Genomic DNA, 12455 nt, shown 5'->3' with positions numbered 1-12455 from the left:
TCTTTTAACGTGTTGGTAACAATGTGTCGGCTTCGGCGATTTGTACAAGCAATCCACCACCGCCGCCGGCGGGCAACCATCGACCGCGCCCCGGAGGCAGTTCTTCGAATTTGTGGCCTGCCACATTTTCTTTCGTGGCGCTCGACCTGAGAAGAATCCGGTTGAGCAGTGCTGGTTGAGCCGCCATCTGGCCCGTCAAGGTATTCGTCGCCATGGCACTCATCATGGCGTTCACAGCGCCATGGGTCAGGATCACCCGCAGCCCGACCTCGTCGGCTTGCCCCAGATAGGGCAGCAGGGGCGCGAACACCGTCAAGGACCGCTGTTGTGCAGTTTGGCCCGGGGCTAGGACTCCCGCGCGGATCATGTCCTCGTCGGTGATGTCAACGGTCTTGGGAATCACGTTGACGTCGTCGACAAACAGGTAGATCTTGGGGCCTTCGTATGACCACGTCCGCGCACTTTCCCAGTCATCAGGTGCCCGGCGCTTCTCGAGTTGATGGGCTAGCTGCAGGATGCGCATCGCCATGCGCGCCGGGCTGGTTTCATAAATGTCGACCTCTTTGCGCATTCGGTTCGTCTCGTCACGCAGCCGACGGTTGATGTCGAAGACGACCACCATCGGATCGTCCCCGTCGCCGCGCCGATCCGTGACGGCCCGCGACAGCACACGCACCAGGTTCGTCTTGCCGCCTTTGTCACCGTAGACCGCCAGAAGCGGAGCGGCCGCGAAGTTAATGACGGCCGGGTCTAAGGTGTCGCCGCGCTTCCCGAACGCATAGTGTTCACCGCTCAATCCGTCTTGGGTGATCTCGTCGAGGGCCAGGGTGGAGGGCAACAGCATCGGCGCCGGCATCGTATCGGTGTGCCGGGCCGCGATCTGAGCGACGGCCTCGCGCAGCTTGTCGTCGAGACCCTCGACACTGTCGACGTCGTCGAGGCGACCCACCGCGAAACGCAATGTGTCGCCAGGTCTTTCGCCGCTGGCGGTGATGCCGCGCCCTGGCTGGCCGACCGGGATGGAGTCTTGCGGTCGACGCTGCCAGTTGTCGTCGGATGAGGGTTTCACCATCGACTGGGCCATCGGCTCGAGTTTGAGCTCCCACCGGCACGTCAGCTTCAAACTGTTCACCTCGATCCAGTCTGCCGCGGTGACCAGTACGTGCACCCCGTACCCACTACCGCCCTTAATCAGCCTGTCGACTTCGTCTTTCAGCGGGTTCTTGCGCGTCATCTCTGAGAGGTTGTCTCCGATGAATCCTTCCCAGCCGTCGATCACCAGGAACACATCAGTGGGGTACGCGTCGTGCACGCGCGGGTCGCCGGCCCGGCGTAGCCGCCGGAACTCACCTGTAGACCCGATCCCGACCTGGGTATACATCCGTCGGCGCCCGGCCACCATGGCGGTCAGGTCGTGCAGGATCCGCTCGTTGAGTTCGGGATGGTCTTTGCCGCCGACTGCGCCGACATGCGGAAGCTCGCGCAGCACGTAACTGGCAGGGCCCCCGTAGGCCAGGCAATAGAATCCCACCTCGCTTGGGGCGTAACGCGCCGCCGCGGCCAGCACGAAGGTCTGCGCCGCCGTCGAACGTCCCGACTTCTCAGCGCCCAGAATCAGTGCGTTGCCTTGGTCGATGTTGTAGGTCAGCAATCCGTGGTACAGGGTGCGGGGCCGGTCGACCTTTCCCAGCGGCCACCACGGTGCACCGTCTGTATGACCGTTGCTGTGGGCGGCCTTCAACACCGCGCCAAGCGCAATCGGCTCATCTAGGGGCTCAGACCACACCGTGTCCCGTTTATCGCCCCAGTGCGCGCGGAGTTGCGGGCCGACGGTCATCACCAAGGACCGGGGCGGCCCTTCAATTTTCGACGGCGCTGTCGTGATTTGTCTTTTGACGGTGCCTGGGTCGGGTTCGACACGTCCCGCGGTGAACAGCCGCGTCCGCGGCTTGGCGTTGATCACCTCTTCGGTGATGACCTTGGGCGGGTCGTAGCGCGCCGGCAGCAGAAATCCTCTGAACTGCTGCGGGGTAGCGCCGGGAGACCGAACGAAAACCCTGTGCCCTTGTACTTTTCGCCAGCCATGATCGCGCTGTAGGCGTCCTCAGTCCCGATGATTTGCCGCGAGATGGGGGCACTGGCCACTTTCAGGCAGATCTTGTAGGCGATGTTTTTGTCGATGTCTTTGATCTTGCCGATATCGAGGGTTTGGCTGGCGAAAAGGACGTGGACGCCCAGGGTTCGGCCTTTGCGGCACACCGTGTCGAAGACACCGACGATGGCGGGGCGCGCATTGATCATCAGCGTGAATTCGTCGGCGATGATCAGCAGGGTGGGCAGCGGCGGGAAATGCCTGCCTTTCGCGGTGGAGCGGGCCTCGTTGTATGCGGCCACCGATTTGAACGCGGCGCCCTGGTATTCGCGGCCCGCCTCACGCAGCAAGGTCTCGCGGCGGTCCAGCAGGCCCAGCATGGTGTCTGCGAAACGCTCGACTAGGGACACCTTCTCCTGCATGTTCGACAGCACCGCCAAGACCTGCGGGAAGTTGACGAACTGGTCCATCTCTGCTTCACCTTTGAAGTCACCCAGGATCACCAGCAGCTCGTCGGGGGAGTGGGTCAGCAGCAGCGATAACACCAGCGAGCACAGCGTTGTGGACTTCCCCGAGCCGGTCATACCGACCATCAGTCCGTGCGGACCCATACCCCCTTCAGCCTCATCTTTGAAGTCCAACCACACCGGTGATCCGTCAGGTTGCAGACCCAATGGCACACGCAGCCTGTCGTCAGGGGATCGGGGCTTGCCCCACAGCTCGTCCATGTCCAGTGCAGCGGCATTGGATATACCCAGAAGCTCCAGCAGCGTCTGCGTCGCCGTGGACTGGCGGTCTTGGCCGCCGCCCCCTGCCAGGAAATCCCACCGCGACATTCGTTGCGCCAGGTGGCGGGCCGCCGGCGCCGCCATGGCGTCAGGCTCCGCGCAAAACATCGCCCAGTCGAAGTTTTCCCAGCGGCGCATCACCAACGCGCCACCGGAATCCGCGCGGTCCAGCTCCAGCACCAACTCCCGCTCATGCGGTATGTAGTCGCGGCCCGGGCCGGCGCCGTCGCGGTAGCAGATCAGCGTCACCGCATCGAGCGCGGAAATTCTGCGTAGCTCAGCAAAGTCGACGCCGGGGTCATCGACGACGATGACCAGGTGCCGCTGTTTGACGCTGGAGCGGGACTCCTCAACGATCTCGCGTCCCTGCTCGATTTTGACCAGCGAAGAACGTTTCTCCAGTAGCGGGGCCAATACCCCGGTGACCTCGGCAAGCGAGGGCGCTAAGCACCGCACGGCACCGACTGCGTCGACAGCATCAGCGCGTTCGGTGTGCGGCAACCACTTCACCCAGTCCCACCGCGACTCGAGCTCGGGGGATACCACCGCAAGGCATACGTCGACAGGCGTGTGCCAGCACGCCAGCTGGCCGATCCATGCACGCATCGCCGCCCTGAATTGCTCCCGATCACCGTAAAACGCGATCCGCCCGAAATTAGGGAAGTCAATCGCCTTGGGGCAGTGGTGAATCGACTGCCCTGATGTCAACAGGTTGTGCAGCGCTGTGCGAGCGACCGGTTCGCGGTCCAGCTGGGATTCGACAGGTTTCACGCTGAGTTTGGGGTCAAGCGCAACTTCGTCGAGCCCCGCCCGGATCATCAGATAATCAGGATCGGTAGGTCCTCGCTCCCACATGCGGTGTGACCCCACGAACGCGTCCAGAATCTCTGGATCGGGATGAGACCATTCCCGATTGGCGCGCAACGCTTCTAACTGTTCACGGATGAGGACCGAGCTTTCCGACAGGTACCGCAGATAGTCGGCCCTTTCAGCGTCGACCTCGTCGGGTGAGATATCCCCTTGCCCGCCCCCTCCTAACTGACCGCCCAGCGCAGCGGCGATCATGCTGAAATAAAACAGGAAATACATGGGATTCTGTTGGCGCAGTCCGGTCGCGAACATGATGACGATCAGCACGAGCACCCCACCACCAATGGCCCATGGCAGCGCCTTTTTCCACCACCGTTGTTCGATGATCCGTGGCAACTCAGCGGGAGGAACGAACACAAATTTGTCGGGTTTGTATGGCGGGATTTCACGGCGCCGGCCACGCTCGAACGGTTCACGCATCGTCTGGTTCTCCGGTTCTCTAGTGCGCGATCAGCGCATCAGCTTTCGACAGTGGGGGTCCGGCCGCAAACAGGCTCAGCACCGACCAGGGCACCGGCAGCGGGTTGGCCAATCCCAGCGCTTTGGCGGGCGCGGCGGTTTCGTTGGGTGTCGACTCCAGCCCGTAGCGCACCCCCAGGTCTGACAACCAGAACAATGATTCCTTGGTCATGGATTTCGGTTGCTGACCGGTGACTTGCACGAAATATCCCCGCCCTTTGGGCATCACCACTCGCGCCGCTGCCCCCGGCCCGCCACCGGCAAGTGACACCGGCGCAGCATCGGCAGCCACAGGCAGCGACTGCCCGACCAGCAACGTCAACGTCGAGGTCGGGGCGCCATCCAATTTCACCCATTGCCCGCAGATGACCGGGTCAATTCCCGGATCGAGCACCGTCAAAGGCTGCGCGGGGTAGTCCTCGACCGGGATGGGGTGCACCGACGGGGCTTTGGCGACCTGATCGGGCGTCAACACTGGGGGATCGACCAAGCCATGGGCGTTGTCGGCGCGCAGGATAGCGGCGATGACCGGCGAAATCGGTTGCAGCCCTTGGATTGTGACCGCGTAGTGGCGCACCTGATCACCTTCGTGGTCGACGACGACCGCGCCGATCACCGGCGCCGCGCCGGGCGCAGGCCACACGAACTGCGGGGGATCACCCGCGTTGGCGATAAACGGCACCGTCAGCGGCGGTGACTCAGGAATCATGTTCAACACCTGGCGGTTGATAGGCCGCGGCGGCGGAGTATCGGTATTGATACCCAGCGCCGCGCTCACCGCGGCGTTGGTCAGATCGATTTGGCTGCGCTTGTTACCCCAGATCAGCCAAGTGGTTCCATCACCACGACTGGCCAGCACCGCTGAGGAGTCTCCCAGCGGCGACGCGTGCCCGGCCCCAGGCACCGGATCGCCCACGATCATCGTCACGCCCGGTGCAGCGCCCGCTACCGAATCGCAGGCCACCCAGCGGGCGTCACGTACCGGGCTTTGCACCATACGGGACGGGGCCCCCGGTATACCCAGAGTGTTTCCCAGCGGGAACTTGTCGATCTCGTTGGACTTGACCCCGGTGGGGTCGTCCGGCTTGCCGACAATCAACCGGGCGCTGGTGAGGTTGAGTACCGGGTGCAGTTCGTTATTGACCACCACATACAGCGCATTGGACGAGCGTTCCGCCAAGATCGGATGGGTTCCGCTCACCCCGGCCGGCTTGAGGATGTGAAGCAGCAGAGCCCCACCGCACAACACCACGACCCCCACCAAGCCTCCGATACTCAGCGCCCGGCCCTGCCTACGCAGCGGATCGGTGATCATCCCGGTGTCCTGCAGTGCCACCCCGTTGCTGATTCTGCGGATCAGGAACCGCCACCCCGAGATCTGGTGCTTGGTGACAAACCCCCACGGGCGGCTGCGCACCGCGGCGGGACGCTGGATCGCGCTGCGTGATTTGAATCCCTGCCGCTCATATCCCGGCGGAACCTTGGTCGTCATCGGCCCTCTCCTTCGTCGACCGGGATGAGGGTGTGGCCCTGAAGTAGCCGCTCGGCCGCCGCACGCACGTCAGCTCCGGTCAGCGTTTCCAAGTCCTCTTCGCTGCCGGTGTCGAGCAGCCCAGCCTGGTCGAGGCGGAATTCACGTTCTTCTTCAGCGAGCCCGACCAGCATGTTGACGAATCGCCCGTTGCCGACGACATCAAGCGCCGAGCGGAGCACCCCCTGGGTGTCCAGCAGTACAGAGCCTGCCAGCCGGGTGAACACCTCACCCAGAGGCTCAAGATCTTCGAACACGCTGGCCCCGCGGGCAGCGACCCGCACCGCGATCTCCACGAGCTCGTCAACGGTGTAGGCGGGCAGAATGATTTCGCGGCCAATCCGGGACCGCAGGCCTTCGTTGGAATCCAAAAATGCGTCCATCTTGTCGGCGTATCCCGCCACGATCACCATCACTTTGTCGGCGTAGTCGACCATTACGCGCATCAACTCCGTGATCACGATCGGACCGAAATCGTTCTTCGATCCCGAGTCGGTCAGCGCGTAGGCCTCGTCGATGAACAGAATTCCGCCACCGGAGTCGAGCAGGCGCTTCACGACAGCCGCAACCTTGTTTTCACTTCCGCCGATCTTGTTGTCGACAAGATCTCCACGCCCGACCTCAATGAATGTCGCGCTGGGCAGCACCTCCGCGGCGCACAGCAGCTTGCCGATCACTCGCGCGATGGTTGTTTTCCCTACTCCGGGAGGCCCTTTGAGGACCAGGTGCAGCGGTTTGCTCCGTGTCGGCATCCCACGCGCTTCACGCGCCTTCGCCGCCCGCACACTCGATTCCAGCCGCGCCACTTGGTTTTTGACGTCTTCCATGCCGACAAACTCGGCCAGCTCCTGCGCCGCTTCGGCTCGCAGCTCGGCGCGCCGGTCCGCGCCGAGCTGCCACTGATATTCGCGTTCCCCCGGCTCACTGGCCTGATCCCAGTAATCCGTGCGCGCCTCGATTCGGGTCGCCGTTGTCGGCTCGATCCCGAAATCGGGATTGGACAACGCATCGGCAATCCGTGAGCGGGTCTGCTGGCTGACATCAGGCACCGAGTAGGCATCGTTGAGCAGCCTGGTTGCCACCTCGGTTCGATCCAGCGCCCGCGCACTCAGCGCCGCCGTCAACAGGGCATCGGCGCTGGCCTCGGCGATCGGACCCGACCCCTGCTCGGCCAGCTCATTTGCTGCTTGGTCCCACATTCCCAGGTTGGCCGCGGCGATCCCGTGCGCCACCGTCACCGCCTGACGTAGATATGCATCCACCTCGCCGGTATTGCCGATCATCCATTCGCGCTGCGGCAGCGCTAAGAGCCGGCCCAGTACGCGCCGCACATCATGCCAGCGCCCCGAGAGCCAAAAGACCACACCCAGAACCCATCCCGCGTGCAGGGGAGAGGCGGCCAGAAGACGGTCGTCGAGGAGCGCGTGGGCGGCGTCGAACTCACGTGCCTTCGCAAGTTCTGCGGCATAGGCAAGCCGGATCCCGTCGGGACCGACGGCCGGCAAATTCACATACAAGCCCGTCGAGAAGGCGAAATCAAGTCCGTAGCCGGCGACATCGGTTTCCGATAGCAGCTTCCCGAAACTGTCCAGGGTGCGGTACGCCTGCTCGATGACTTCCCGGGTGGCCTCACCGGCAGCCGCTAATCCCCGCCAGCCGTCGCATTGAGCCGGAAATTCAGCGGTTAGCCGCGCGAATCCGGCGCGAGCTGCCCCCTGGTCGACGACTTGCCGCCGACCGAACACCTCCAATCCCAGCGCCGCGCAACTGGACGTGAATAGACGTTCAGCGGCAAAGCTACTACTCATGTCGCCGATCCTCGCAGGGCTTGCGCGATCGCGGCGTCAACGGATTCATCAATTGCGGTGTAACCCTCTTGGCACATCGTGGTCAGCTGCTCGCCGAGTTGATCACCGGGATAACGGTCAAAGATGTCCTCGACGAACACCGCGGCAACCACCATGCCATCCCCATCGAAGGTGATCGTGTTATCGCCATCGGGGCACACGACCGTGCACTCGGTCTTGGCCACCGCGCGCCGCGCCGCGGTGACCCGGTCGAGAAAGTCACGGCCGCGAGCCATTTCGGCGACCACCAGCGGATGCAGGGGGATATCCATGGGCGACAGGGTTACACGAAAGTAGGACATTTCTGAAACATGCAGATCGGCCTACAAATCCAGGGCGTCGTCGGTGCTCGATTTCTTCCTCCGGGCCACCCGCTCACGACGCGATTTGTCCTGCGCTGGATCCAGCACTGATCGGTCAGCCTGCGCGGGGTCGCGGCCGACTATTCCGGCACGTCCGGTACCGGCGGGCTGCGTCTGGATCGGCTCGGGGTAGATGTTTGGTTTTACGGACGGCTTGGCTCCCTTGCTGCCGGCGCCCATCGGCATCATGCCCGCACCTCCCATCCCTGACCCGGCCGCGGTGCTGGCGCCCTGCCCGCTGCCCGACGCACCGCCCGGGGGCGGGCTCGCGGGCGTGCTCTTGGCGGCCGCCGGATGCACCGAGGCGCCGACGTGACCGAGCCCGCCCCCGCCTTTTGCCGCACCGCCTCCAAGGTGTCCGGATCCGGGATGGTGCGGCGCGGCGTGCGTCAACGGCGTCAGCGGATGACCCTTGTGGCCGCCGAATTGTTTCCCGAGTTGCTGTTCCAGTGATTGCGCCACTTGCCCCAGCGATTCCAGAGGATTACCGCCACCGCCACCGCCTTTGCCTAATGCACCCATCGCCGGTCCGGCCGCACCCATGAGCGGGCCGAGGAGATTTTGCATACTGTTCGGCCCCGATTGGTCGCCGTCGTCACCGCCGGAATGCGATGTCGCATTGCCTGTCTGGTCGTCATCGTCGGGATCACTACCATCGATGGCTTCCGGGTCCTGGCCGGGATCTACCCCTCCCGGCTCACCGGCCCCAGGGTTCGGTCCGTTACTTGCGTTGGGGGAGTTGGGGTTAGGGCTGCCAGCAGGCGATCCCGCTGGCGCCATGCCACCGCCGAGCCCCGAGGCCGCCGCACCGCCTGGGCTGCCCGTAGGCGACGCGCCACCAGGCAGTCCAGCCGGGCGGAAAACCGCCCCGCTGCTGCCGGATGAACCGGAACCGCCTGCTGCCGGGATGCCCGGGCTCAGTGACCCACTGAGCGCTTGAACCGCGGAGCGGGCCGATCCCGCCGTCGCAGTACTTATCAGGCCTCCCAGGTTGGTCGTGCCGGTTCCGGGCATGCCCGCCGGCGGCGGCGCGGAAAGGATCTCCGGATCTGCTGCAGCAGCTGGACCGGGGTCCGGCGCAGCAGCCGGGCCATCAGGACTGACGTGGGGGTCCAGCAGACCCACAGTGGGGATGCTGAACAGTTCCCCGGCCGACTGGTAGCCACCCATCGCGGCGACGGCTTCCTGCTGCATCGAATCCAGCAACGTTTTGAGCGCCTCCACGCGCTCTTGCATCATCCCGCCGGTCGCTTGGTTTTCGGCAACCGCTTCGTTGAAGGAAGTTTTGGTCATTTCCCATTCCTGGGAGGACCTGACCGCACCACATGCGGCGATGTGGCTTTGGGCAGCCGCGGTGTAGCTCTCAGCGAGATCTTGCGCGTGCCCGGCCACTCCCTGCGCCCACACTTGCGCCCTGGCCAGACGCGCCAGCATCGGCCCGTGCGCTTCGGAGGTGCCCGACGCGGTCAACAGTGCTTGCGCTCCAGCGAAATGGGCTGCTGCCTGAGCAGCTTTGCCGGCCAGGGCGCTGCATTGCGCCGCCGCGCTCACCGCGGGGGCGGCTCCGGCGCCGGATTCCAATTGCCGGGCCAGCGATTCGCCGTCGCGGCCACTGATGTCGGGAATGGGGTTGACCGACGGCATGGGCGTCGCGCTGGACCGCCCCGGTCCGCCGCGACGTGAACTGCCGCCATTGCTCACGCCGCCGGCAGCGCCGCCGAGTATGTCGGCCATCGCCGCATCGCCGTGTTCGAAGGATGTTGCGGTGTCATCGGTCGCAGATGCAGCACCCCAGGCCTGCTCGTGCCCTGTGCGCACATGATCAGCCAACCATTTACGGCGGGCGTTGAGGTTGTCCATGATCGTCTGCGAGACTTCGTCGCCGCCGCAGCCTGGGGTTGCCGACTGGGTGGTGTCGATGAGCGCTGTTGCAGCGTCGCGCACCGACTCCGCGACACCCCGCAGAGTGTCGGGGTTGACGTCGAGCATCGGTCAGCCCCTGCGATTACACGGTGTCGAAAGCGATGCCACGCAGGCCGTCGGCGGCATCGGCGTCTCCACTGATGTAGCTTGCCGCGTGTTCACTGAATCGTTGCGCATAGCTGGTGAACGCTGCGGCCTTGGCGTTGACTTTCGCTTCTCGCGGCGCCAAACCGGTGAGGATTCCCACTGCCACCGGATATCCCATCACGCCGTGGGTGGCGATGATGCGGCTGATTTCCTCGGCAGCGCGGGGGCTGATCACCGCAGCCGCTGCCGCCAGCTGGGTGTATTCCTCGGCGGCGCCTGCCAGATCGGCGGGATTAACGTTGAGATGTGCCATCGGGGCCTCGCTCTCTTGACGGTGTGACCGAGACAGTCACGCTTGGGGTAGTGAGTCGTAGCGGCTGGCGAATGCCGCCTGGGCGCAGGCGACAAATAATTCACTGAAGCCGTCGACACCTAGTGGACGCATCCGCTGCGAATCGACGTCGACGTCGACGATTTCCCCGGTGCGTAGCACCGACACCGACAGCGCCTCAGGATCGGTGCTCGCAGTGGTGATCACGTCGTCATCGTCGTCGACAAACTGGCTGAGGATGATTTGGTGCATGTCTTATTCCGCCCTTCCGATGAGTTCATGAACGACCGGATCACGGTCGCAGACAGGCACTTTGGCAAGGTAGTGCGCGCGTAGTTCACGGAACCTGACGTGGTTGCCGCTCTCACCGGCTGACCGCAGCGCAACGGCGAGCAGATCTTGACGCAGGGCGTCGTACCACAGCCCTTTGCTGGCAACTTCCAGTGCCGCGCTGTAGTTCCGGGCTTGGTAGAAACGTTGCGCCAGCTCAGCGGCCGCCTCGGGGACTCTGCTCCGCAATTGGTCACGTAGTGACGCAGCCCAGATCCAGTCGTGGTCGCCGATCCCGCCTAACGGCGGCCCGGTGACGAGTTCCATTGCGGCGACGAGATGTTCGGTTTCTGACCGGGCGGGGATCAAGTCGACGAGCCGATCGAATTCCATCCAATCCGAGCGCACCTCTTTAAGGAGATGGTAGTAGCCCTCGCGGTCAGCGCGGGGGAACGCGTCGCTGCCGCCGGGATGTATCGGCCCCAGTCGCCGACGCAGCATGGACAGTTGCTGGGTGACTGTTCTTGTTTCAGCGGCCCCACCGCAGACGTCGTCGACGATGTCGCCGATCTTCACCGAGCCCTGATCTTGCAGATACACCGTCAGCTCGCGTAGCCGCGCCTCGCGGGGCAGTTCTCCGGGGCTGTGTGGGGGGCACAGGGTTACCGGGCCCAGGATGCGGTTCCAGATCACCGCGACCCGTGGCGAACTCCCCGCCGCTGACCTGCCGGGGTTTGAGGCTGCGGGAGGCTGCTCGGCCGGCAGGTCTGGCGCGGCGGGCACCGATGACGCCCGATCGATATCACCGGGCCCGGCTTCCACGGCGGAATCGTCGACAGCCGCCTCGCCGCCTGCCTCTATGACGGTGTCGTCGACGGCGCTTGCTTCAGCCGTGAACACGCTGGGCGGCTCAAGGGATCGCGTATCGATGTGCAGGTCATCAGAGGGCGGTGGACTCATCGATGCCAGCTCTGACCACTGCGGCGGCGGCCCGTTGTCGGCGGCCTCACCGTCAACGGGATCGTCGGTGTCAACGGGATCGTCATCCTTGTCGTAGCCGAGGTCGACGTCGTCGACAGGCGTCGGCTTGGTGAACGCCGCGACGGGCGTCGGCGAGGGCTTTGTCAGCAGTTCGCGGCACATGTCGATGACATCACCGTTGGGAATGATCAGCGTGGCGCTGACCGTGCTGCGACCGTTGCTGAGTTCGCCGCGCTGATCGGCCCCACAGTTCACCACCCACGTCGTCGTGACGGCAGCGTCGGCGCCCAGGTCGATCAGGATACGGCTGGAAGCCGACGACACGATTTGCGCGCGGTCGGCGTAGCTGACGTCGGGCCCGCAGATCAGCACATCGACATCGGGGACCTTGCCGGCGGTCACCGACCGAACCCAATGGGTCGTGGGACCCGGCCAGATGTCATCGGTGATGCCCACGGTCGTTGCGGGATGGGTGGCGATCAGCTCGAACACCCATCGCGTCACCAACCGGCGCGCGATGTCGGGATCTCCGCAAATCCTGATGCGGGAGAACGCCCCCAGGTTGAGCACGACCAGCGCATCGGTGTCCTCTTGGACTCCCAGCACCACCAGATAGACCGGGTGATGGGGATCGGGCGGGCTGCCGGAATCGACATCACCCCAGTCCAGACGCGCCTCGCCGCCGGCGGGCTGCCAGGGTGTCGGCAGCGGCGAGGCAAGGGGTTTTTGAAATGCCACGCTCAAGTGCCCACGCGACACCGTGACCGCCCCAACCGGTCCCGGCGCCGGGGTGAGCTCATGCAGTGTCTCCAACCGCCGCGCGACCTCGACCGCGCGTCCCTGCCCATACCACCAAGAGGTGACAGCGGTGTTGACGACCGGCGCGGACATGACAGCCATGGCAGTGGTTTCGG

9 protein-coding genes are annotated in these 12455 nt (G+C 64.5%); all 9 read right to left on the bottom strand.

The annotated features are described in order from the left end of the window. Window positions 1–4: 4 nt before the first annotated feature. Genes AB8998_RS31340 through AB8998_RS31300 form a run of 9 tightly spaced genes read right to left on the bottom strand, consistent with a single transcriptional unit; the run spans window position 5 to window position 12432 of the window. Window positions 5–1963, bottom strand: a complete 1959-nt coding sequence (locus AB8998_RS31340) for an FtsK/SpoIIIE domain-containing protein (protein WP_369742175.1) — start codon at window positions 1961–1963, stop codon at window positions 5–7. Continuing rightward, on the bottom strand, window positions 1960–4170 hold the full coding sequence (eccCa, locus tag AB8998_RS31335; protein WP_369742174.1) for a type VII secretion protein EccCa: 2211 nt from the start codon (window positions 4168–4170) through the stop codon (window positions 1960–1962). The genes AB8998_RS31340 and eccCa overlap by 4 nt, the downstream gene beginning before the upstream one ends. A gap of 19 nt (window positions 4171–4189) precedes the next feature. Further along, window positions 4190–5701 (bottom strand): type VII secretion protein EccB, encoded by a 1512-nt coding sequence (gene eccB, locus AB8998_RS31330; protein WP_369742173.1) that lies wholly within the window; start codon window positions 5699–5701, stop codon window positions 4190–4192. Then, on the bottom strand, window positions 5698–7548 hold the full coding sequence (gene eccA / locus AB8998_RS31325; protein WP_369742172.1) for a type VII secretion AAA-ATPase EccA: 1851 nt from the start codon (window positions 7546–7548) through the stop codon (window positions 5698–5700). Before eccA ends, eccB begins: the two co-directional genes overlap by 4 nt. Then, window positions 7545–7859: a hypothetical protein gene (locus AB8998_RS31320; protein ID WP_369742171.1), complete on the bottom strand. Its 315-nt coding sequence runs from the start codon at window positions 7857–7859 to the stop codon at window positions 7545–7547. Before AB8998_RS31320 ends, eccA begins: the two co-directional genes overlap by 4 nt. A gap of 51 nt (window positions 7860–7910) precedes the next feature. Further along, entirely contained in the window at window positions 7911–9938 is a 2028-nt protein-coding gene (locus AB8998_RS31315) for a PPE domain-containing protein (RefSeq protein ID WP_369742170.1), read from the bottom strand. Window positions 9939–9954: 16 nt separating this feature from the next. After that, window positions 9955–10272 carry a type VII secretion target gene (locus AB8998_RS31310; RefSeq protein ID WP_369742169.1) on the bottom strand — a complete coding sequence of 106 codons (318 nt, stop codon included), beginning with the start codon at window positions 10270–10272 and terminating at the stop codon, window positions 9955–9957. 36 nt (window positions 10273–10308) lie between these two features. Next, window positions 10309–10542 carry a hypothetical protein gene (locus tag AB8998_RS31305; protein ID WP_369742168.1) on the bottom strand — a complete coding sequence of 78 codons (234 nt, stop codon included), beginning with the start codon at window positions 10540–10542 and terminating at the stop codon, window positions 10309–10311. Between the two features lie 3 nt (window positions 10543–10545). Continuing rightward, window positions 10546–12432, bottom strand: coding sequence for an AfsR/SARP family transcriptional regulator (locus AB8998_RS31300; RefSeq protein ID WP_369742167.1), 1887 nt, complete (start codon window positions 12430–12432; stop codon window positions 10546–10548). Window positions 12433–12455: the final 23 nt, after the last annotated feature.

The organism is Mycobacterium sp. HUMS_12744610, from assembly GCF_041206865.1.
Taxonomy (GTDB): Bacteria; Actinomycetota; Actinomycetes; order Mycobacteriales; family Mycobacteriaceae; genus Mycobacterium; species Mycobacterium servetii.
The sequence above is the reverse complement of the archived record's forward strand: the minus strand, read 5'-3'. Positions and strand labels throughout refer to the sequence as shown.